General features: G+C 54.3%; 22 protein-coding genes and 1 riboswitch. Of the genes, 12 read left to right on the forward strand and 10 right to left on the reverse strand.

The window, feature by feature from the left end; translation table 11 throughout:
- The first annotated feature begins 24 nt into the window (after window positions 1-24).
- Genes KO497_RS04155 through KO497_RS04175 form a run of 5 tightly spaced genes read left to right on the forward strand, consistent with a single transcriptional unit; the run spans window position 25 to window position 3,606 of the window.
- Entirely contained in the window at window positions 25-489 is a 465-nt protein-coding gene (locus tag KO497_RS04155) for a RidA family protein (protein ID WP_215942703.1), read from the forward strand.
- The gene (locus tag KO497_RS04160) at window positions 490-1,251 is read left to right on the forward strand and encodes a glycerophosphodiester phosphodiesterase family protein (protein WP_215942704.1); all 762 of its coding nucleotides are present in this window, start codon (window positions 490-492) and stop codon (window positions 1,249-1,251) included. It abuts the gene before it with no gap.
- A gap of 43 nt (window positions 1,252-1,294) precedes the next feature.
- Complete coding sequence (locus KO497_RS04165; protein WP_215942705.1) at window positions 1,295-2,482, forward strand: GNAT family N-acetyltransferase; 1,188 nt, start codon at window positions 1,295-1,297, stop codon at window positions 2,480-2,482.
- Entirely contained in the window at window positions 2,475-2,765 is a 291-nt protein-coding gene (locus KO497_RS04170; RefSeq protein WP_215942706.1) for a 4a-hydroxytetrahydrobiopterin dehydratase, read from the forward strand. Before KO497_RS04165 ends, KO497_RS04170 begins: the two co-directional genes overlap by 8 nt.
- On the forward strand, window positions 2,758-3,606 hold the full coding sequence (locus KO497_RS04175) for a mechanosensitive ion channel family protein (protein ID WP_215942707.1): 849 nt from the start codon (window positions 2,758-2,760) through the stop codon (window positions 3,604-3,606). The genes KO497_RS04170 and KO497_RS04175 overlap by 8 nt, the downstream gene beginning before the upstream one ends.
- 63 nt (window positions 3,607-3,669) lie before the next feature.
- Here the strand turns inward: KO497_RS04175 and KO497_RS04180 are convergent, their stop codons facing one another.
- The gene (locus KO497_RS04180; RefSeq protein WP_215942708.1) at window positions 3,670-4,158 is read right to left on the reverse strand and encodes a peroxiredoxin; all 489 of its coding nucleotides are present in this window, start codon (window positions 4,156-4,158) and stop codon (window positions 3,670-3,672) included.
- 77 nt (window positions 4,159-4,235) lie between these two features.
- Between KO497_RS04180 and KO497_RS04185 the strand changes: the two genes are divergently transcribed.
- The 5 genes from KO497_RS04185 to KO497_RS04205 all read left to right on the forward strand — a co-directional run bounded on the left by KO497_RS04185 (window position 4,236) and on the right by KO497_RS04205 (window position 8,035).
- Entirely contained in the window at window positions 4,236-5,453 is a 1,218-nt protein-coding gene (locus tag KO497_RS04185; protein ID WP_215942709.1) for an NAD(P)/FAD-dependent oxidoreductase, read from the forward strand.
- The gene (gene rsmD / locus KO497_RS04190) at window positions 5,453-6,013 is read left to right on the forward strand and encodes a 16S rRNA (guanine(966)-N(2))-methyltransferase RsmD (RefSeq protein ID WP_215942710.1); all 561 of its coding nucleotides are present in this window, start codon (window positions 5,453-5,455) and stop codon (window positions 6,011-6,013) included. The genes KO497_RS04185 and rsmD overlap by 1 nt, the downstream gene beginning before the upstream one ends.
- Complete coding sequence (locus KO497_RS04195; RefSeq protein ID WP_215942711.1) at window positions 6,010-6,660, forward strand: HAD family hydrolase; 651 nt, start codon at window positions 6,010-6,012, stop codon at window positions 6,658-6,660. Before rsmD ends, KO497_RS04195 begins: the two co-directional genes overlap by 4 nt.
- Before the next feature lie 177 nt (window positions 6,661-6,837).
- The gene (locus tag KO497_RS04200; protein WP_215942712.1) at window positions 6,838-7,656 is read left to right on the forward strand and encodes an MOSC domain-containing protein; all 819 of its coding nucleotides are present in this window, start codon (window positions 6,838-6,840) and stop codon (window positions 7,654-7,656) included.
- Between the two features lie 112 nt (window positions 7,657-7,768).
- Window positions 7,769-8,035 carry a hypothetical protein gene (locus KO497_RS04205; RefSeq protein ID WP_215942713.1) on the forward strand — a complete coding sequence of 89 codons (267 nt, stop codon included), beginning with the start codon at window positions 7,769-7,771 and terminating at the stop codon, window positions 8,033-8,035.
- Here KO497_RS04205 and cobN read toward each other — a convergent pair.
- Window positions 8,032-11,706 (reverse strand): cobaltochelatase subunit CobN, encoded by a 3,675-nt coding sequence (gene cobN, locus KO497_RS04210; protein WP_215942714.1) that lies wholly within the window; start codon window positions 11,704-11,706, stop codon window positions 8,032-8,034. The two genes, KO497_RS04205 and cobN, sit on opposite strands and share 4 nt — an antisense overlap.
- A gap of 79 nt (window positions 11,707-11,785) precedes the next feature.
- Between cobN and KO497_RS04215 the strand changes: the two genes are divergently transcribed.
- On the forward strand, window positions 11,786-11,950 hold the full coding sequence (locus KO497_RS04215) for a hypothetical protein (RefSeq protein WP_215942715.1): 165 nt from the start codon (window positions 11,786-11,788) through the stop codon (window positions 11,948-11,950).
- 1 nt (window position 11,951) lies between these two features.
- Here KO497_RS04215 and KO497_RS04220 read toward each other — a convergent pair whose 3' ends face one another.
- The 3 genes from KO497_RS04220 to KO497_RS04230 all read right to left on the reverse strand — a co-directional run bounded on the left by KO497_RS04220 (window position 11,952) and on the right by KO497_RS04230 (window position 14,263).
- On the reverse strand, window positions 11,952-12,416 hold the full coding sequence (locus tag KO497_RS04220; RefSeq protein WP_215942716.1) for a GNAT family N-acetyltransferase: 465 nt from the start codon (window positions 12,414-12,416) through the stop codon (window positions 11,952-11,954).
- A gap of 10 nt (window positions 12,417-12,426) precedes the next feature.
- On the reverse strand, window positions 12,427-13,515 hold the full coding sequence (cobW, locus tag KO497_RS04225; protein ID WP_215942717.1) for a cobalamin biosynthesis protein CobW: 1,089 nt from the start codon (window positions 13,513-13,515) through the stop codon (window positions 12,427-12,429).
- Between the two features lie 67 nt (window positions 13,516-13,582).
- The gene (locus KO497_RS04230) at window positions 13,583-14,263 is read right to left on the reverse strand and encodes an energy-coupling factor ABC transporter permease (protein WP_215942718.1); all 681 of its coding nucleotides are present in this window, start codon (window positions 14,261-14,263) and stop codon (window positions 13,583-13,585) included.
- 36 nt (window positions 14,264-14,299) lie between these two features.
- Window positions 14,300-14,524: riboswitch (cobalamin riboswitch) on the reverse strand.
- 198 nt (window positions 14,525-14,722) lie between these two features.
- On the opposite strand from KO497_RS04230, the gene smc reads away from it, so the two are divergent.
- Window positions 14,723-18,178, forward strand: a complete 3,456-nt coding sequence (gene smc, locus KO497_RS04235) for a chromosome segregation protein SMC (RefSeq protein ID WP_215942719.1) — start codon at window positions 14,723-14,725, stop codon at window positions 18,176-18,178.
- Between the two features lie 5 nt (window positions 18,179-18,183).
- Here smc and KO497_RS04240 read toward each other — a convergent pair whose 3' ends face one another.
- From KO497_RS04240 to KO497_RS04260, 5 genes are all read right to left on the reverse strand, one after another.
- The gene (locus KO497_RS04240) at window positions 18,184-18,717 is read right to left on the reverse strand and encodes a hypothetical protein (RefSeq protein ID WP_215942720.1); all 534 of its coding nucleotides are present in this window, start codon (window positions 18,715-18,717) and stop codon (window positions 18,184-18,186) included.
- On the reverse strand, window positions 18,717-19,889 hold the full coding sequence (locus KO497_RS04245) for a lytic murein transglycosylase (RefSeq protein WP_215942721.1): 1,173 nt from the start codon (window positions 19,887-19,889) through the stop codon (window positions 18,717-18,719). The genes KO497_RS04240 and KO497_RS04245 overlap by 1 nt, the downstream gene beginning before the upstream one ends.
- An 82-nt stretch (window positions 19,890-19,971) precedes the next feature.
- Window positions 19,972-20,898 carry an adenosylcobinamide-phosphate synthase CbiB gene (gene cbiB, locus KO497_RS04250; RefSeq protein WP_215942722.1) on the reverse strand — a complete coding sequence of 309 codons (927 nt, stop codon included), beginning with the start codon at window positions 20,896-20,898 and terminating at the stop codon, window positions 19,972-19,974.
- Window positions 20,895-21,830 carry a threonine-phosphate decarboxylase gene (locus tag KO497_RS04255; protein ID WP_215942723.1) on the reverse strand — a complete coding sequence of 312 codons (936 nt, stop codon included), beginning with the start codon at window positions 21,828-21,830 and terminating at the stop codon, window positions 20,895-20,897. Before KO497_RS04255 ends, cbiB begins: the two co-directional genes overlap by 4 nt.
- Entirely contained in the window at window positions 21,827-22,237 is a 411-nt protein-coding gene (locus tag KO497_RS04260; protein WP_215942724.1) for a DUF1636 family protein, read from the reverse strand. Before KO497_RS04260 ends, KO497_RS04255 begins: the two co-directional genes overlap by 4 nt.
- Window positions 22,238-22,358 lie beyond the last annotated feature (121 nt).

Genomic DNA, 22,358 nt, shown 5'->3' on the forward strand with positions numbered 1-22,358 from the left:
ACTATTAGAGTTAGGACCAAGACTATGACCCATCCCATCGAAGCAAAATTGACTGAGCTTGGCCTGTCGCTGCCAAACGCGCCTGCGCCCGCTGCGAACTACGTTCCTTTTGTACAGGTCGGTAATTTGGTACATATTTCTGGTCAGATATCCAACGGACCAGATGGTTTGATCACCGGTAAACTTGGCGCTGATCTCGACGTTGAACAGGGGGCCGCTGCGGCACAAATATGTGCCTTGTCACTTTTAGCCCAAGCCAAAGCAGCCACAGGCGGCGACTTGTCCAAGATCAAACGCCTTGTGAAATTGGTTGGTTTCGTCAATTCGACGCCTGACTTTATCGATCAGCCTAAGGTCATCAACGGCGCGTCTGATTTGATGGTTGAGTTGATGGGAGATGCTGGCCGCCATGCGCGCTCTGCTGTGTCCGCTGGTTCACTTCCTTTCGGTGTTGCCGTTGAAATCGAAGCAATTTTCGAAGTTGTTTAAATGAAGATATCTCTTCCAGATGCCTTTCTAAAATCACCAATCGCGCATCGTGCTTTGCATGATGAGACCAAAGGACGTGCAGAAAATAATTTGGCAGCGATTGAGGCGGCGATTGAAGGCGGCTTTGGCATTGAGATCGACATTCAGCAAAGCAAAGACGGTCAAGCGATGGTGTTCCACGACTATCACCTAGATCGCTTGACCGAAGCCACAGGGCCGTTCGCGCAACACACAGCAGCTGAGCTTGGCCAAGTACGTTTCCGATCTGGCGAGGTCGGAGTGCCGACATTGGCTGCTGTTTTGAATCATGTTGCTGGCCGTGCGCCGCTTTTGATTGAAATAAAAGATCAAGATGGTGTCATGGGCCCCAAAGTTGGACCGCTAGAACGCGAGGTGGCGCGCTTGTTGCAAAGCTACGCTGGTGCGGTTGCGGTGATGTCGTTCAATCCTCATGCGGTCGCGGTGTTGGCCGAGGTAGCACCGGGTATTCCGCGGGGCCTAACCACATGTGGTTATCCGCCCCAAGATTGGACGTTGCTGAGCGAGGCGACGCGGGTCCGCTTGCGTGAAATCCCTGATTTTGACAGGGTCGGGGCAAGTTTCGTGTCGCATCAATGGACGGATCTGGCCTCGGAACGTATTCAAGACTTGAAGGCGGCCGGTGCTCATATTTTGTGTTGGACCATTCGTTCCGCAAGCGAGGCGACTGATGCAGCACGTTATGCCGAGAATATTACCTTTGAAGGCTACGTTCCCGCTTGACGATGGCCCTATACGGTACAGGTTATAGGCGCAGGAGTGCGCTATGAGTGATCAGATTGAGATTTTTGTTAGCGGTAGTATCGCCGAATTTGACCCAAGCGATTGGGATGCTTGTGCTGTGCGTCTTGCCCAAGGGTCACCGCAACCTCTTGATCCTTTCACCACCCACCGTTTTTTGACGGCGCTTGAGGAGTCTGGCTCTGTTGGGATGGGCACGGGATGGGCACCACGCTATCTGGGCGCGCGCCAAAACGGTCAGCTTATTGCGGTGGCGCCCCTTTATGCGAAAGGGCATTCTCAAGGTGAATACGTGTTCGATCACGCCTGGGCACAGGCCTATGAAAATGCGGGTGGAGATTATTATCCAAAACTGCAAATTGCTGTGCCGTTTACGCCTGCCACTGGCCGCAGGTTTCTGTGTCGCGCAGGTTATGACGCAGTAGGCCAAGCGGGCTTGGTGCAAGGTGCTGTACATGTGGCATCAGAGCAAAACTTGTCATCGTTGCATATTACCTTTTGTACTGAAGATGAGGCCCGTGTTGGTCGCGAGATGGGGCTTTTGCACCGGATCGGTCAGCAGTTTCATTGGGAGAATAAAGACTACGCTGACTTTGACGCCTTTTTAGCTGACCTGTCTGCGCGCAAACGCAAATCCATTCGCAAAGAGCGCAAGCAAGCGCAGGGCTTTGGTGGCGAGATTGTCTCGCTGACAGGCGATGCGATTCAATCCGAGCACTGGGATGCCTTTTGGGAGTTTTACCAAAACACAGGCGCACGTAAATGGGGCACGCCTTATTTGACGCGAGCCTTTTTCGATTGCTTGCAAGAGACCATGCGCGACGATGTGCTTTTGGTGTTGGCCATGCGAGACGGCGTTGCCATCGCCGGTGCGCTCAATTTCATCGGTGGCGATACCTTGTTTGGGCGCTATTGGGGCTGCACGGAACATCACGCCTGTTTGCATTTTGAGTTGTGCTACTACCAAGCCATCGATTATGCGATCACCCATGGATTGGCGCGGGTCGAAGCCGGTGCGCAGGGCGAACATAAGTTGGCGCGCGGGTATCTGCCAAAGACAACGCATTCACTGCACTGGATTGCGGATGCTGGATTTGCGCGCGCGGTTCAAGACTATGTCGATGCGGAACGCGAGGCCGTAGATCAAGACACGGAAGTCTTGACAAGCTACGGTCCGTTTAAGCGCACAAATACAGAGGACGACCATGACTGACCTTATGGAGACGACTGAAATACATGCGAAAATTCCAGCGGGTTGGCAGCTGGCCGAGGTGGGCGATGCCCTGACCAAAACTTTTCAGTTTGCGAATTTCATATCCGCATTCGGCTGGATGACACAGATGGCGATGATCGCAGAGAAAATGAACCACCACCCAGAGTGGCGTAATGTCTACCGTACGGTTGAGGTCACTTTGACGACCCATGATGTCGGCGGGGTGACCGCAAAAGACATCGCTTTGGCACAGAAAATGAACGAGGCAGCAGGCAATGCTTGATACGATTCTTTCCTATACGATTTACCAAGACACCACGATTGGCGACCTTATGTCGGTTGATGCTTTGATCAGCTTAGGTAGCTCAGTTTTAGGGGCGTTGCTTATGCTCTTGGCTGGCCTTGTCGTGTCGCGGGCCGTGTCGCGCCGTGTACGTGGTATTGGGCTACGGTATGCGGCGTTGGATGTGACGTTGTTTAATTTTTTGGGCAACATCGCGCGTTACTTGATTTTGCTATTTACTGTGATGTTTGTGCTCAACACCTTTGGCATTCAGACGACCTCGATTGTGGCCTTGATCGGTGCAGGTGGTTTGGCGATTGGTTTGGCGTTGCAAGGCACGTTGTCGAATGTTGCGGCTGGTGTGATGATCGTCTTTTTCCGTCCGTTTAAAATCGGTGACTTTGTCGATATCGCTGGCACTGCTGGGACAGTTAAAGACATCACGCTCAATTTTACTGAGCTGGCCGATCTGTCAAATGTGCAAATCATTGTTCCTAACGCCCAAGCTTGGGGCAATATCATCACAAATTATTCGACCAACAATACCCGACGTGCGGAATGGGTTTTTGGGGTTTCATATGGGGCCAACCTGAAAGTCGCAGAAAAGGCAATTCGTGATACTATCATGGCAGACCCACGGTCGCTGACAGACCCCGAGCCGTTTATCCAAGTGAACAACTTGGGCGATTTTTCGGTGGATTTCTTGGTGCGCGTTTGGGTGCCATCGGCGGATTATTTTCAGTATCAAGCTGATATGAAACGTAATGTAAAAGAAGCTTTAGACGCGACTGGTATAGAAATTCCATTCCCGACGCGGTCTGTGTTCAACACCTCAAAATAGGGGATCAATACCTCAATAGGCGCCCGACAAAAGTGACGGGCGCCTGTGCTTTTGTTCGATAGCTTACAACGCGTCGACGACGCTTTCGCCAGCAGAGATATTGCATTCGCCGGCATTGTCTTCCACTTGCAGCACGGTCACGACACCGTCCTCGGCCACAAGGGCGTAACGTTTAGAGCGGTCAATCAAGCCTGCAGGTGGTGCAGAGAACTCAAGACCAAGTGCTTTGGTCAAAGTAGATTCTGCATCGCCAAGCATCGCGATGCCAGCGGCTGTCGCACCCGTCGCCTCGCCCCACGCGCCCATCACGAAAGGGTCGTTGACCGAGATGCAGATCACTTCATCTACGCCTTTGGCTGAGAGAGCATTCTTTGTGCGAATGAAGCTTGGCACATGTGCTGTTGAGCACACGCCTGTGTATGCGCCGGGCAGGCCAAAAATAACGACTTTACGGCCCTTGGTTTTGGTGCCCAATTCAACGGCTTCTGGGCCATTCGCACCCATTTGCAGCAGTGTGGCGTCTGGCAGTTTATCACCGATCGAGATTGTCATGACATGTCCTCTATGCGTTTTCATTTCTTGTCTAAAGATATAAGGTTCCTACAACATTAGACCAGAAGAGAAATCACATGTCCCATTATATCGTTGTCGGCGCAGGCCAAGCCGGTCAATCCATCGTGACCACATTGCGGGGGCAGGGATTCGATGGCCAAATTACTTTGATCGGCGATGAGAGGGCCATTCCCTATCAACGCCCGCCTTTGTCTAAGGCGTATTTGCTTGGCGAGATGGAGCTTGATCGACTGTATTTGCGTCCCGAAGCGTATTACGCCGATGAGAATATCACGTTGCGCACATCAACGCAGGTGACTGATATTGATGCCGCCATGAAAACGATCACGGTTACCAAAGATGGCATGAGTGAAACGCTGACCTATGACGCTTTGGCCTTAACGACGGGGTCTGCACCGCGTCGTTTGCCTGCCAAAATCGGCGGGGATTTGGACGGGGTTTATACCATGCGCAGTTTGGCTGACGCCGATGCGATCGCGCCTGAATTTGTCGCTGGCGCATCCGTGCTGATTGTTGGTGGGGGGTATATCGGTTTGGAAGCCGCAGCTGTGGCGGCTAAGAAAGGCCTCAAAGTGACCTTGGTGGAAATGTCTGAGCGCATTTTACAACGCGTCGCCTCCAAAGAAACCTCGGATTATTTCCGCGCATTGCACGAGGGCCATGGCGTGCGCATTCTTGAAGGCATAGGTCTCAATCGCTTGACGGGCGCGGGTCGCGTTAGCAGCGCAGAACTATCAGATGGCAGCACCTTGGACGTCGATTTTGTTATCGTTGGCGTCGGCATTATTCCGGGCACGCAGCTGGCTGAGGCCGCAGGTGTCGTAGTCGATAATGGTATCAAAACCGATCTGTTCGCACGCACTTCTGATCCATCGATCTATGCAGCGGGTGATTGTGCCTCTTATCCTGAAAATGGAACGCAGGTGCGGTTAGAGAGCGTGGGCAATGCTATCGATCAAGGGGCTATTGCTGCGAAAAACATGCTTGGTCTGAATGTGGAATATGCGCCGAAACCTTGGTTTTGGTCAGATCAATATGATGTGAAATTGCAGATTGCGGGTCTGTCTGCTGGGCATGACCAAGTTGTTGTGCGCGATGGTGGTGCCATGCGGTCGCATTGGTACTATAAAGACGGGGCTTTGATTGCGATTGATGCCATGAATGATCCGCGTGGCTATATGGTCGCCAAACGTTTGATCGAGAGCGGCAAGTCTGCTGACCCAAGCTTTGTTGCAGATCCTGCGTCTGATCTTAAAGCGCTACTCAAAGCCTAATGCGGATCGTTGCTGGAACATATCGCGGGCTTGCTTTGGCCGCTTTGGGAAAAGGCGATACGGGGGCGCACCTGCGGCCCACAACTGACCGTGTGCGTGAGAGCCTGTTTAATGTCTTGGCAGGTGGTAAATTTGGTGATGCTTTGACCGATGCGCGCACGCTTGATTTGTTTGCAGGCACGGGCGCGCTTGGCCTTGAGGCCCTGTCACGGGACGGTGAATGTGTCACCTTTGTCGATGATGGACGTAAAGCCCAAAGCCTGATCGAACAGAATATTGCGATTTGCAAAGCGGGACCGAAATGCAAACTCATCCGTGCCGATGCCACGCGCTTGCCTCGAAATCCTGATGCGCCCTATGATCTTGTGTTTCTTGATCCGCCTTATGCGAAAGCCATGGGCGAAAAAGCGATGGCTGCTGCGCTGGCAGGCAATTGGCTCACAGCACGCGCACTTGTGGTTTGGGAAGATTCCGCACCTATCACTGTCCCCGATGCGCTCAACTTGTTGGACACACGAACATATGGTGACACCAAAATCAACTTTCTGGAGCCAAAATGAAACAACCGAAATTGGTCATTTTTGACTGCGATGGCGTTCTTGTCGACAGCGAACCGCCTACATTGGCATTGCTTCGTGATGATCTGGAACTCTACGGTTTGACGCTAACAATGGCGCAGGTGGATGAGGACTACATGGGCGTTGCGATGGTCGATATTGCTAAAAAGGCACGCGCCAACGGGGCGGATTTGCCAGACGACTGGGTGGCTGCAATCTATACCAAGATGTTTGAGCGGCTCAAACAAGGCGTGCCCTTGATCGCAGGGATTGAGCGTACCTTGGACGCTTTGGACGCCGCAGGCATTCCCTATGCTGTAGGGTCCAACGGGCCTATGGCGAAAATGGACATCACACTCGGCGCGCACCCTGCGCTGTTTGATCGCCTTAAAGGGCGCATTTTTTCTGCACATGATTGCAAGGCGGGGAAACCTGATCCTGAGTTGTTTTTAAAAGCGGCCGCCTTTATGGGGATTGAGCCAAAGGATTGTGCCGTGATCGATGACAGCGTTGCTGGGGCCACGGCAGGTTTGCGCGCTGGAATGCGAACGCTTGGGTTTGACCCGAACGGCGATGGCACGCATTTGACCGCCATCGGTGCAGAACATTTGGCGCATATGGATGACTTGCCATCAATGCTTAAACTGTAATGTTCAGATGTGTCCCGATGTGGCTTTAAAGGGCATGGCTTTATCCGTCACGCGACTGGAGTATTACGAAAAGTGACCTCTAGGTCAGTGGCAACCTGTCTAATGCGACAACTGCCAATGTTGCTGCGAATCACATAAGAATTTCGAATAGGAACCAAATATACGTTTGAGAAATATATGAAGCTCGCCCGACTTACGAAATACCCAGTCAAAAGCATGACGGGTTACGATCTCGCCATGGCGACCGTAGGGCCGTTCGGAATCGACCAAGATCGCCGCTGGGCTGTGATTTATAGCTCGGGCATCGCGGCCACGCGCCGCGAATTGCCAGCCTTGGCCAATCTTCATGCAGTCTGTACTGACTTAGGGATTAGCTTATCTTTTGACGGCGAGCGTATTGACGTACCTTGGCCCAGCGATGCACCGACCAATGCGTTCGTGTTTTCAACAGAAATCAAAAATGTGCAAGATGCTGGGAATTACGCTTCCCACTTTCTGTCCTCTGCGCTCGAGCGTGAAGTTCGCTTGGTTTATATGCCGGACGACAGCGTGCGTGCGGTATCTGGTGCCTATGTGAAGACGCCACATTTCACGGGATTTTCTGACGGATTTCCAATCTTAATCACCACAGCGCCGTCTTTGCAGGCTTTGAATGCTGAATTGGCGTCACCTGTCGAAATGCGCCGTTTTCGATCAAATGTCGTGATCGATGGTGATTTTGAACCTTGGGCTGAAGATGAATGGCGTTTGATCCGCATTGGCTCGACAGTGCTGCGTATCGTCAAGCCATGCGAACGCTGTATCATGGTCACGCAAGATCCCTCTACAGGTATTCAACCGGATGCCTATGAGCCCTTGGCCACGCTACGGCGCCTGCATCGTGCTTCAAATGGTAAAATCATTTTTGGACAAAACGCAGTGGTCGAGGTTGAGGGCGCAATGAAGCTTGGTGATGAAGTCGAGGTTTTGGAAAGCGGGACCTCCAATCTGATATAGCCTGTTCAATTTTAACGAAGCCTTAAGCATATCGCGCGACAGTCTCATTATGGGATTTGTTCATCGTACAATAAGGCTATTCTTCGTTCTCGCAGTCTTAAATGGATGTGCGGTGGACAGTCCCACCTTGGGCTATGGCCGCGCTGGCGCGCAAATTGTCGAGGTGGGTGGTAATACCTTTAGGGTCTACACAGAACTCAATGGCAATCGAGTCGAAGCCCATAGGGTAAATGTTATTTTCCCGCCGCCTTCGCGCTTGATGATTTTACAGCAAGCTCATGAGGCAATTGTTCAAGTCACCTCCTGTGATATTAAAAAAGGATCGCTTATTGGTGATCAGGCGATGGTCAAAGCTATTCTGATCTGTCCATCCGCCTAGATAAGCGTTTCCAACAGTCTGCGTGCCGAATTCGATTTTGGACGCCATAGCCCGCGATCCATGGCTTCAATCATCCGTTCCGCGATTTCTTTAAGCGCTGGTGCGTTGTGCTTCTCAATAAAGTCGCGTGTGTCGTCATTTTCAATAAACGCCGCATGAACCATATCGAAATGGTGATCTTTCACCGCATGGGTTGTGGCCGAAAAGGCAAACAAATAATCCACAGTTGCTGCAATCTCAAACGCGCCTTTGTAACCATGCCGTTTGACACCATCGATCCATTTCGGGTTCACCACACGTGATCGCACAACACGCCCTATTTCTTCGTCCAAGGTGCGAATGACGGGACGTTCAGGTCGTGAATGGTCGTTGTGATAGATAGGGCGATCTTGGCCTTGCAAACGTGCCACAGCAGCCGCAGCGCCGCCTTCGAATTGGTAGTAATCGTCACTGTCCAAAAGGTCGTGTTCGCGGTTGTCTTGGTTGTGCACAATGGCTTCGACTTGGCTCAAGCGAGCCTCAAATCCGGTTCGATCTTTGACGCCTTCGCGCCCTGCGCCATAGGCATAGCCCCCCCATTCCAAATAGGCATCACCAAGGTCATCTCGGCCTTCCCAAAGGCGCTCGTCAATCATCGCTTGAAGTCCCGCGCCATACGCCCCTGGTTTGGACCCGAACACCCGTGCTGTGCTTTCTCCATCACGTGCGCGTGCGGCCGCAGGGTTTTGATCTGCGTCTTCATCAAGGGCTTGCACAGCGCGTGCAGCACTGTCGACCAAGGCGATCAATTGTGGAAAGGCGTCACGGAAAAATCCCGACACGCGTAGGGTCACATCGACGCGTGGACGCCCCAAAACGCCTGCTGGCAAGATTTCAAATCCTGTCACGCGACGCGACATCATATCCCATTTCGGCTTCACGCCCATCAACGCCAAAGCCTGCGCAATGTCGTCGCCGCCGGTGCGCATATTGGCCGTGCCCCATGCGGTCACCAGCATCGCGCGGGGCCAATCACCGTGATCTTGCAGGTGACGCTCAATCAACATATTGGCGGATTTCCAGCCGAGCTTCCACGCTGTTTGTGTGGGCACAGCGCGTGCATCGACAGAAAAGAAGTTCCGCCCTGTCGGCAGCACATCCAACCGTCCACGCGTTGGCGCACCACTTGATCCAGGTGGTACAAAGCGACCTTCAAGACCAGTCAAAAGCCCATTGATTTCTGCAGGACCGCACGCCGTTACCATTGGCAAAACATTGCCATGCAAATGATCCAAAACCAGCTGGGAAGCTGGACCAAAGGCGTCCAATTCTTCGTCTAAAAGATGTGCGGCGTATAGCTCAAGGCGCTCAACTGTATCGCCAGTGCTGCGCCACGTATCCGTGTCTAATCTTGCCAGAACATCTGGTTTAGGCCCTGTCCAAGGGGCCGCCATGTCACAATCCAAAGGATCAAAACCAAAGCCAAAATCAGCCGCCATTGCGCGTATGAAAGACGCATCTTGGCCTTTACCGTCCCCACGCGGCACACGCACCAAAGCCAAAGCCAAATCGCGCGCAAGGCGGCCTTTTGGCGCTTGGCCAAAGATATGCAAGCCATCGCGGATTTGCGCTTCTTTCAGCTCACATAAGTACGCGTCTAGCTTGGCCAGATCACCGTCTTCGTCGCCTGTCATGCCGACATCACGGTCCAGCCCTGTCACAGATGACAATGACAAAATTTCTTTGCGCAATTCGCCAATGCGGCGCGGATCGACGCCAGCGGCCTCAAAGTATTCATCGACCAAGGCTTCTAAATCTCGCAAGGGTCCGTAGGTTTCCGCACGCGTCAAAGGCGGCGTAAGGTGGTCGATGATAACGGCCTGCGCGCGGCGTTTGGCTTGGGTGCCTTCTCCGGGGTCATTGACGATAAACGGATAAAGATGCGGCATCGGTCCCATCACGGCTTCGGGCATACAGTCTTTGGACAAAGACGTGGCCTTGCCGGGCAGCCATTCAAGATTGCCATGCTTGCCCATATGCACCAAAGCGTGCGCTCCAAAGGCGTTGCGCAAGTAGAAATAGAACGCGAGGTAGTTATGCGGCGGCACCAAATCTGGCGCGTGATAGGTTTCGGTTGGGTCGATGTTATAGCCCCGCGCGGGCTGGATGCCGACGACTGCGTTGCCAAAGGTCAAGATGGACAGCGCGAAAGCTCCATCCGCGAAAAACGGGTCCGTTTCCGGCGCGCCCCAACGCGCTTCGATTTGATCGCGGACGGTTTGGGGCAGAGCATGATAGGCACTTAGATAGTCTGCAAGTGCAAGCTTTTCGCCGCCTGTGCGCTCAGCACGATCCGTCAACCAATTGGTCGGTCCCGCAAGAATACTTTGCATCAAAGCATCGCTGTCGGTGGGAATGTTATCCACCATGTAGCCAGCTTGTTTGAGGGCAGTCAAAGTGCCAATAGTGGCCGCTGGTGTATCAAGGCCGACACCATTGGCAAGGCGCCCGTCTTTGTTTGGATAGTTGGCAAGGATCAGAGCAACCTTGCGATTGATCGCTGGCGTATGACGCAGGCGGCACCAGTTGGCCGTTAAATCTGCAACAAAATCGATCCGGTTCTCGTTGGCTTTGTAAGTCGCAATCGGACATTGCGTGGCCTCATCAAAATAGGCTTCGCCTTTGAACGACACAGCGCGGGTGAGCACACGTCCATCGACTTCTGGCAAGGCCACATTCATCGCGATATCGCGGGCTGATAAGCCTGTTGTTCCTTCGCTCCATGCTTGTTCGGAAGATGAGGATAGAACCACCTGAAACACTGGCGCGCCATTGGCAAACTCTGCGGCCAGCGGATTGGCCGCGCTGGTGCCTTCTGGCGTTCCAACGGCGAAAGACGTGCAGTTTAAGATAGCACTTGGGGCGGCGTCAGTGAAAAGAGTTTCCAGCGTGGCGACAGAAATTGGATCTTTGAGCGAGGCCACAAAGACAGGCAATGGGTTGAGGCCGCGCAATGCCAAGCTTTTGACCAAACCGTCGATAGGCGCAAGCCCTGCACCTTGAACAAGGGCGCGGTAAAACACGATTGGCACGACGGGGGCATCAGGCGTCCAGTCTGCTTTGATTTTATCTAAGTCAGTCAAGCCTTGGGCGGGCCAATACAGACCGGCGCGCAACAATGGCTTGGCAGGTTCTGGCAGTGCGCCCCCCTCGATAAGTGCCTGTGCATAGCGCAAAAAATGACGAGCATTGTCTGTGCCACCTTCGGTCAAATAGGACCATAGCGCATGGTAGTGTTCGGACGGGATGGTCGACAGGGCCGCGAGTTCCGCATCGGGTTTGTCATCGCCGGGCAGAGCAACAAAGGTCACGCCGGCCTCATGCAATCGCGCGGCGTATTGTTCGACGCCGTATTTCCAATAGCCCGTGCCGCCCAAGACCCGCGCGATCACCATGCGGGATTTCGTGGCGCAGTCATCAAGATGCAGATCGACCGACATCGGGTGACGCAAATGCATCATCGAGGCCAACCGCAGACTGGGCCCGTCGGGCAGATTGCTATGCGCCAAAGATAACATCGCCAGTTCGGTATCGGCAGCCGAGATGACCACCAAATCGGCAGGAGTTTGGCTGAGATCGACAGCCTCGGTGCCGTCATCGACGGAACCAGCGGTGGCAGCAAGAAGGTGCATCTTGGACGTCCTTTGTCGTATTCTCTTGTTTCATGCGCCGCTTTGCGGCATCAGCGGGACAAATCAAAGAGGTATTTTCATGGATTACGGTAAAACTGGAGCAGCCAAAGTGCGCAAGAATTCACCGAAACATAACGAGCATAACGCCAAAGGGACGTCTAAAAACCCTTTTAGCGTTAAAGAAACCAAGGCCGAACTTTTGGCCAGAATGAAAGCAGCTGCTGAGGCCAAAAAGGCGCAATGAATTAGGTGAGCGTTTTTTGCATGAAAACGCTCACGCCATTGTCCGCGTAGTCGCCAAAGGCACCTGAGCGCTCAAAACCAAAGCGCTCATAAAGGCGCACCGCAGCCTCAAGTTCGTCACCGGTTTCAAGCTTGAGTGACACAAGGCCTTCCTTTTTTGCCGTGTCCTCAATCGCGCGCACGATGGCCGCTGCGATGCCTTTGCCGCGACCCGCTGGTGAGGTGAACATAGATTTCACTTCGCCGTAACCGCCAGCATCGTCGCGACAGATTTTGAAGGCCCCTACACCTAAAACAACATCCCCTTCGCGCGCTGTAAAAAAACGCACGTCCTCGGCTGCTAAGGCATCCGTCGGCAGGGCGTGATTGTGTTCTTCATCATAAATTTCCGCCTGCAAAGCCTGCGCCTCAGCCAAAAGGGCTGAGGGCTGAGGATCAAGCGGGTTGCCAAGTTCAACGATAATCACAGATGTACCTCTATGCGCAAAGGGCGGCTTCAATCGCCGCACGGTCAAGGCCTGCGTGACCAATCACAACAAGGCGGGTGTCACGCGGCGCATCGCCAAAAGGCTGATCAAAGTAGTGATCCACCCGTGGGCCAACTGCCTGAATGGTCAAGCGCATCGGTTTCCCAGAAACCGCAGCAAAACCTTTGAGGCGCAAGATACCATGGGCCGCTATCACGGATGACACCTGAGCGGCAAAACCTTTCGGATCGGTCACCTCGTTGCGCGATACGATGAAGCTTTCAAAAGCATCATGGTCGTGATCGTGGTGATGATGGTCATGATTTTCTGCTTGATCGTTTTCATGTTCGTGATGATCGTCGTGGTCATGATGGTGGTGATGCACCTCATGGCGGCTCGACAAATCCGCTTCAGCACCGATGCCTTGACCCAACAAGACATCAATCGGCAAAGCGCCATGGGTGGCGCGCACGACTTGCACGCCTTTGCGGGCTTCAGATTTGAGTTTAGCAACCAAAGCATCGGCTTGAGCGTCCCCTAAAAGATCGGCTTTGTTCACGACAATCATATCGGCGCAGGCGATCTGATCTTCGAACAGCTCGGACAAGGGGGTCTCGTGATCTAGATTCTCGTCCAGCGTGCGCTGCGCATCGACGGCGGCAACGTTATGGGCAAACAGACCCTCGTTTACAGCTTTGCCGTCAACCACGGTGACGACGCCATCTACAGTGACGCGCATGGAAATCTCGGGCCAGTTGAACGCGCGCACAAGCGGCTGCGGCAAAGCCAAGCCAGAGGTCTCAATCACGATATGATCTGGCGCGTTTTCACGAGCCAAAAGCTTTTCCATCGTCGGGATGAAGTCATCAGCGACAGTGCAGCAAATGCAGCCGTTCGACAGCTCCATGATATCGTCTTCGGTGCAGGTTTCGTCCCCACAGCCTTTCAAAATATCGCCATCCACACCCAAATCACCAAATTCGTTGATGATCAAAGCGATGCGTTTACCGTTGGCATTGGCAAGCATGTGACGGATCAGCGTGGTTTTCCCAGCGCCAAGAAAGCCAGTGACAACAGTGGCAGGAATTTTAGCGGGCATATGTGCCTCCATTCATGAAAACGCCGAGGCGATGAGGCCCCGGCGTATGCATGATTACGATGTGAGATTAAGCGGCGTTGAACAGGCGTGGGGCAGCAAGGCCCGACGTGCTCAGGTGCTTCTTGATCGCTTTGGCTCCAGCGAGGGCAGCCAGATCAACGAAAGGCTCAAGCGCGATGACGAGCATATAAGCCGCACCAAACGTGCCGACGGATGCCAAAACTTCGGACCCAAAACCTTGACCGTATGTGACCCAGAAACCAACCCATGCAACAACACCAGCTTGGTATGTTGTGGACAGCGCCAAGGCTTGTTTATAGCTCACGTCTGCATAGGCAGTGCCCGGTGCGATGATGCGATCTGCAACCATTTTGATCGCCAACAAAGGCACGACCAAAGTTGTGACGTTCATGCCGTATTGTGGCAAATCGATTTGAGCGAACAAAAGACCTTGGATCAAAAGACCCAGCGCCAAACCAATCGCAGCGGGCGCTGCGCCAAGGATCAAAAAGATCGTAGACCCAAAGATGAAGTGCACTTCAGACACACCCACAGCGTGATGTGGTAGCACTTGGAAAAAGATGAAAACGGCGATGGAGGCGACCAAAGTGCGCGCGGCAAAGGACATAACGCCAGTTTCGCGGATCGCTTGGGCGGCGTGTTTGGCGGTAAAACCCGCAGTGCCAACAGCTGTTACAACAGAAAGCGCGAGTTTTGCGCCTGTGACGAGACCTGGCTCGATATGCATAGTACAGTCCTTCCTTAGCCGTCATCCCCGACGGCTGGTTGATATAAGGCCACGGCTGGTCTCCTGGCTTGCGGGTCAATGTGCGCTCGCCGCCTTCCCAAACCCGTAAGGTCCAGTGGCAGTGTTGGCGTGCACTCACCGCATACAGTCGCGGGGGCGGCTGTGGATTCGAGCCCCGACTTGGGTCACTCTTACCACATTCCCATTTCTCCCCAGCACGCTTGGCGTGACGATAGGGGAACCATAGCCCGCTTATTTGACGCAAACTCCCCCCTTGGGTCAAGGCGATTCCCCTGATACTTTTGGATGACTTCACGCTGTGCCCCTTGTGCATCGCAATATCTTGTGGATAACTTGCGCCAAAACTCTATATTTTGGCGCATTCCTGTTGACAGGCTCAGGCAGCGCTAGGACAGTTTTTATCAACAGAATCAAATACAGACCCAGATAAGGCCCCACGTGCGCTTCAACCGACTTCGCCTCAATGGCTTTAAAAGCTTTGTAGACCCCACCGATCTTGTGATCGCTGAGGGGTTAACGGGCGTGGTTGGGCCGAATGGCTGTGGCAAGTCAAACCTGCTCGAAGCACTGCGCTGGGTTATGGGGGAAAACCGTCCCAAAGCCATGCGTGGCGGCGGGATGGAAGACGTGATCTTCGCTGGGGCCTCGTCGCGCCCCGCACGCAACTTTGCCGAAGTTGCGTTGACCATCGACAATTCTGAACGTCTTGCGCCCGCTGGCTTTAACGAGGCCGATACCGTCGAAATCACCCGCCGCATCACCCGTGACGCGGGCTCTGCCTACAAGGTGAATGCCAAAGATGTGCGGGCGCGCGATGTATCTATGTTGTTTGCCGATGCCTCCACCGGTGCGCATTCGCCAGCGCTGGTGCGTCAGGGGCAAATCTCTGAGTTGATCAACGCCAAACCCAAGGCGCGGCGTCGTATTCTGGAAGAGGCAGCCGGTATTTCCGGTCTCTATCAACGCCGCCACGAGGCCGAGTTGAAACTCAAAGGGGCCGAGACCAATTTGGCCCGTGTTGATGATGTGCTGGAACAGCTCGCGTCCCAAATCGCGTCGCTTGCGCGTCAAGCCCGTCAAGCCGCGCGATATCGCGAGATCGGCACTGAGCTGCGTCAAGCCGAAGGTACACTGTTTTACCGTCGCTGGCGGGATGCAGACCTCGCACGGGCCGAGGCCGAAGAGATTCTGCGCAGTCGTTTGAAGCAAGCCGCCGAGGCGGAAAAACTTACACTTGGCGCTGCCAAACAACGTGCTGAGAAAGAAGAGATTCTGCCGTCCTTGCGCGAAGAAGAGGCCATAGCCGCCGCGGTGTTGCAGCGACTTACCGTGGCGCGTGATCAACTGTCTGATGAAGAAAAGCGCGCGCGGGCCTCTATCGACACATTGACGCGGCGCATCGATCAACTCGTCGCTGACATGACCCGCGAAGAACAGCTTAACCGTGACGCAGGCGAAACGATTGAACGCTTGGAATGGGAAAAGCGCGAGCTGTCAAAGGCCGCTGAAGGTCACGAGCCTAAATTGGATGAAGCGTCACTCAGCGCCGCAGAGGCCAACGAAATTCTGCAAGATCGCGAAGCACAGCTTTCTGAGATGACTGAAGACGTGGCGCGTTTGGCGGCACGGCATCAATCTGCGATGCGTCTTGTCGAGGACAACCGCAAAACACTTGATCGCGCGCGCAGTGAATCGGATCGCGCCCGCGCGTCAGTGGCCGAGGCAGAAGCCACCTTAGCCAGTTCCGCTGAGGCTTTGACGGCGGCGACGACAGCGCAAGAAGAGGCGACATATCTGGCCGAAGAGGCAGATGCGGCCCTGATTGAAACTGACGAGGCGCGCGCTGATGCGCAAACCCGCGAAGCCTCAGCCCGTGCAGCGCGTTCAGAGGCCGAAGGCGAGCTTGGGGCCTTGAAAGCCGAGCTTGCAGCCCTGTCTAAAATGCTCGACCGCGATCAGATTGCAGGCACGCAAGTGTTGGATTTGGTCAAGGTTCAGGCAGGGTATGAGAAAGCCTTGGGCGCGGCCCTTGCGGACGATCTGCGCCAACCAACCATTGAAGCCTATCAGGCCTCTGGTTGGGTCACTTTGCCCGATTACCCTGACGAGCAAGACTTGCCCATGGGTGCAGAGCTGTTGTCAGATTATGTCACTGTTCCAGCCGTTTTGGAACGCCGTATAGGTCAGATCGGCTTGGTCAAAGCCGAAGACGGTGCGCGGCTGCAGGCTGATCTGGAACCTGGTCAGCGGCTTGTGTCCATTGAGGGCGATCTGTGGCGCTGGGACGGGTTCCGCGCGGGTGCCGAGGATGCGCCATCAACAGCCGCTTTGCGATTGCAACAGCTCAACCGCTTGGAAAATCTGAAACAAGAAACCGCCGCGGGCGAAGCAAAAGCTGCTGGAGCCTTGCAGGCGCATGAGCATTTGAAAGCTGAGTTGCAACGATTGTCCGAGGCGGATCGCATTGCTCGCGAAGCTCGCCGCAATGCGGATCGGGCATTGTCAGATGCCGCGCGAGCCTTGTCGCGGGCTGAAAATGATCGCACTTTGGCACAGGGCAAGGTCGAAAATCTTGGGCTGGCCGTGGCGCGCCACGATGAAGAAGCGCTGAGTGCCGATTCGCGTTTACGTGAAGCAGAGAGCTCACAACGTGAATTGCCTGACTTGCAGGCTGCGCGTGATGCGATTGAAAGCGTGAAAATGGCGGTGGAAGCGGCGCGTATCACGATGATGTCCAAGCGGTCGTCTTATGATGAAATTCGTCGTGAAGGCGAAGCGCGCACCCGCAGATCCCAAGAGGTCACCAAGGAATTGTCTGGCTGGCGTCATCGTTTGGAGACCGCAGAAAAGCGTGTCTCAGAGCTAAACAATCGCAAAGACGCGTCTGAGCTTGAATTGGAAGATGCCATCGGTAAACCAGACGAGATCGCCGAAAAACGTGCCATCTTGATGGATGACATGGACGAAGCCGAGATGCGCCGCGCCAAATCTGCCGACATGCTGGCCGAGGGCGAAGATGCATTGCGTGCGGCGGTTACAGCAGAACGTGAAGCTGAGCGTTTGGCCTCTGAAGCCCGCGAAGCGCGTGCAGCGTCTGAGGCGCGTCGTGATGCAGCACGCGAAACCACAATGGCCGCCGTTGAACGCATCCGCGAAGAGCTGGACAGCACGCCTGAAAAGCTGCTCGAAGAGCTGGCGATTGATCCTGACACCCTGCCCACGGGCGAGGCGATTGAGGTGGATGTGAACCGCCTGAAACGTCTGCGTGACAGCTTGGGCGCCGTGAATCTGCGGGCCGAGGAAGATTCCAAAGAAGTGCGCGAAGAGCATGACAGTTTACAGGCCGAAAAGCTTGATTTGGAAGAGGCGATCAAGACATTGCGCAGTGGTATCGCATCGTTGAACAAAGAAGGACGTGAGCGCCTTTTGACCGCCTTTGAAGAAGTGAACACAAGCTTTTCAAGCCTGTTCCGACACCTGTTTGGTGGCGGTGAGGCCAAGCTGATGCTGGTTGAAAGTGACGATCCGTTGGATGCGGGGCTTGAGATCATGTGTCAGCCGCCCGGCAAAAAACTATCGACCCTGTCGTTGCTGTCTGGCGGCGAACAAACTTTGACGGCTATGGCGCTGATCTTTGCCGTGTTCTTGGCCAATCCAGCGCCAATCTGTGTGCTAGACGAGGTCGATGCGCCGTTGGATGATGCCAATGTCACGCGTTTTTGCGATATGCTTGACGAAATGACGCGCCAAACTGATACACGCTTTTTGATCATCACCCACCACGCGGTCACCATGGCGCGCATGGATCGCTTGTTTGGGGTGACGATGCAAGAACAAGGTGTGTCGCAATTGGTCTCGGTCGATTTGAAAAAGGCCGAAGCGCTGGTTGCTTAATCGCCTTAAAGCTTTTGGATGCGGTCTGTTTTATTGATGATACCCGCTTGCGTGATCTTACACAAAACGCCGCGCAGGCGTAGGTCGATGTTTTCTGGCTTTACGATCCAGTCTTTGGCGTCCGCACCATAGCGGACCTTCCATTTGACGCAGGCGTCATTGAACAAATCCGTTACTTCAACCACAGCTGAGCCAATTTGAAGCTGTTGTCCAACGGCGAGGTTTTCTGCAGACGTGTCGATATCCGCGATGATCGTATCGCCGGGATGCAGCCTGTCTTGAACCACCAACTCAAAGACGCGCTTGGGCAGGATCGAGACTTGGATACGCGGATTGGGGCTGCCGTCTTCTAGCCGGGACCAAGGATGTTTGAGCCAACGTTCATCTTTGATGCCGCCCTCAGGCGATACTTCGATGTGCTCAGGGTACTCACGTTTTCCAAAACTTGGGCGTGTGCATAAAATATCGATGGCCACGTTGTCTTTGGGGGCGGACAAAATATGTGGCAGTGCGGCGTCAAGGCCGTCCATGGTCATCATCACAATGCTCCTAGCAAAGCTGCTGTTGGCCACGCATCGGCAGGTAGGCCCAAACGTTGTTGCTCTGCCTGCACGGCGGCACGGGTTTTTGCGCCCAAGATGCCGTCGACTTTGCCCACATCATGCCCGTGTTTTTTGAGCTTGGTTTGCAGGTTTTTCATCTGCGCATCAGAAAGTCCCGCATCAGGATTTCCCGCCTTATATGCAGGGGCCCCTTCCAGACGGGTGGCAAAATAGGCAGCAGTGGTCACGTAGACAAAGCTTTTGTTCCACTCAAAGTAGACATCGAAATTTGGATAGGCCAAGAAGGCAGGCCCCTTGCGGCCCATGGGCAATAGAACTGACGCTTTGAGGTTGGATTTCCCAAGGCTGCCTGTGCGGGCAGAGACGCCCATTTTGGCCCAGTCGCCCACGGAAATTTTATGATTCAATCCGGTCTTGGACCAGTCGAGATTGCTTGGCACTGTGATCTCTTGCAGCCATGGTTCGCCCGCACGCCAGCCCAGACCCTTGAGCATCTTGCCGCCTGACATCAGCGCATCAGGGGCGGAGGTTTTGAGGCTTACATGGCCGTCGCCATCGCCATCGACACCATTTCGCAAGATGTCCTCGGGCAGCATTTGCACCATTCCAATTTCGCCAGCCCAAGCGCCTTGGGTGCGTACAGGGTCAAAATCTCCGTGTTCATAAAGTTCGAGTGCGGCGAAAATCTGCGGCTGGAATAGGTCAGGGCGGCGACAGTCATGGCCTAACGTTAGCAACGAATTGAGTGTGTTGAAATTGCCTTGTACTTGGCCGTAATCGGTTTCCAACGCCCAAAATGCCAACAGAACGCCACGCGAAACGCCGTATTGTTGTTCAATTCTGTCGAAGACGGCTTTGTACTTGCCACGGTAAGAGGCGCCGTTGCTCATCCGGTTTTGACTAATCACAGCGCGTGAAAAGTCGATGAAGTCTTTTTTGAACACGCCTTGCGACCGATCGGCCTTGATCACGGCGGGGCTATGGGCGGCGTTGGCAAAGAACTTATTGACGGTGCTTCTATCGTGCCCCATGCGCACAGCTTCGGCTTTGACGTTGTTTACAAAGCTGGAAAAAGACCCGCCGCAAGGCACGTTTGCCAAAGCGGGCGAGGCGCATGTCAGCGCAAGAACGAGAGGGAGAAAACGCATAAGATCACCTGTTATCAATTTGGACCATTCACCAATTTGGCTCACCCTAACGGCGGAATGTGACAGGCGCAAATGCGATGGGTTAGGCGAGCAAGAAAACGCTCCAGAACGATAAGAGTAAGCTGGCCAAAAGCAGCACGCCCCATGCAAACCACAAACGCTGACACGCAGCACGGATGTCAGAAGCTTGGGCTTGTTTGCGGCCCGTTTCGTTGACCCAATCATAGTGCTGCATCTCGCCATGATAGGCGCGCGGGCCAGAAAGTGCGACATCGAGAGAACGCGACAGTGCGGCTTCGGGCCAGCCAGCGTTGGGGGATCGGTGTTTGGATGCGTCTTTGGCCACGGCGCGGAGCGTTGCAAAGGATTGCCCGCCCAAAGGTAGCAACAAAAGCATCGTCAGGCGCGCTGGAATAAGGTTGAGCAGATCGTCAAACCGCGCGGAGGCCCAGCCAAAGTCTGAATGTTTGGGCGTCAAATACCCGATCATGCTATCGGCCGTGTTGACCATTTTGTAGATCATCAGGCCGGGCAGTCCGCCGACCAAAAACCAAAACACAGGGGCGACAATGCCGTCAGAAAAGTTCTCGGCGGCGGATTCAATCGCAGCGCGTGCCACGGCGCCAGCATCCATATCTTTGGTGTCGCGTCCGACAATCATGGCCACGGCGTCACGCCCGTCTTGCAACGAAGTTTCCAAACCTGTTGCGACAGCTTTGACATGTTGGATCAAAGATTTATGTGCGACCAAGATTGCAGCTATTAGGATGTCTAGATAGGGGACGGTGGCGATTAACGCGCCTATCGCGCCGCTCAAAATGATAAGCGTAATGAGTACGAGTACGCCCTTGGTTTTGCGCAGCACACCGGTATTAAACCGTAGATCGGCCCAGCCAATCAAGCGGCCCATTAGTACGGCGGGATGCGGCAGGCGCGACCAAAGCCATTTGGGTTCGCCAAAAATAGCGTCCAGTATCAAGGCGCAAAACAATGTAAAAGCCGTCGTCAAAGGGCTGCCTCTAATTGGTTCCATCTATCAGGGGCTGGCAGGCCCAGGCGAAGCCATTTGTCCGAGTATGGGAATATCCGCGTCCAGACTTTGCCCTGCGCCAAGCGTTCTTGCCATGCCCGTGCTTCATCAACTTCATACAGGCGAAACAGGGAAGTACCACCAAGGGCTTTGGCGCCTTGTCCTGTCATCAAAGCATCCAACCGATACGCGTCTTGCGCCAAACGCATTCGCGTAATCTTGGCCCAAGCCTGATCGTTCAATGCAGCGGCACCGATATGCAACGCGGGCCCCGACACGGCCCAAGGGCCGATCATGGTCGACAATTTATGAATGATGTCGGGATGCGCGATAGCAAAGCCAAGACGTAAGCCAGCCAAGCCCCAAAATTTACCAAAACTTTTAAGCACTATGGTATCGTTTTGTGCGGCCCGCGCGATGTGGCTTTGGTCAGGCGCGATATCGCAAAAGCTTTCATCAATTACCGTAAAGGGCGCAGTCATCTCGTCAGCGGACCAGAGCCGCCCTGTGGGATTGTTAGGATGCACCACGACTTGAACAGAGCCTATGTCACGGCCAACTTGCCAGCCGTGCGCATCAAAAGCACCAGCATGTTCATTATAGGTCGGCTTTTGGATCGAGACATTTCCGCGGGGCCACAAAGACGGGATGCGCGCGATCAGGCTGGATGCGCCGGGCGCAGGTAAAATCGCGGCCTCTTTGGGCACATTCCAAAATGTACGGGCGGTTTGGATCAGCGCATCTGTGGCGGCAGCGTCGGGCAAGGCCGTCCAAGCATCGGCGGGGAAGGCCCCAATGGGATAGGGCACGGGGTTGATGCCCGTTGATAGATCCAACCAGTCGACACGTTCACCGCCAAACCGCGTGGCTGCGGCGTCGAGGCCGCCCCCGTGGTCGCGGTGCTTGCTCATGCTTTGTCAGCCTGTGAAGGGGTAGGCTCAACCGGAAGTGGCAAGTGGCGGGATACGAAATGGCCCTTTACGCCGACGGGCCATGTGCGAAAGGGAACTTGGCCTGTGGCTGATTGCGCATGAAGTTCCGCAAAGTCGGTGATCGCCTGTGCGTCCTCGGGCGTGCCGTCAAAACTGCCCAAAGAATAGCCAATTTTGGCGCGGCCTGCGTCATCTAAGCCTTGAATGATGACGTTACAGGCGCGTTCGCAACCCATCGTGCAAGACACGCGGCGGGTTTCCACTTGCGCCGTTTGCGGGCATGTTTCAATCGCCTGTGCCAGCATATCTCCGTCTGTTTCAACCACTTGGCGGTCGTTCCAGTCGCTGCGTTTGCAGCCTTCGCATATTGTGATCCATGTCTTCATGGTGTCTCTTTTGCCGCCTGTCGTGATGAGTGCAAGTTAAAATACAATCTTTATCTGTTCTTTAAGACAGGTTCAGGTGCATTGACCATAGTCTTAAGCATTCGTTACTTTAGAGTATCGA

Origin of the sequence: Pacificibacter marinus (assembly GCF_018860665.1) — a bacterium.
Lineage (GTDB): Bacteria > Pseudomonadota > Alphaproteobacteria > Rhodobacterales > Rhodobacteraceae > Celeribacter > Celeribacter marinus_A.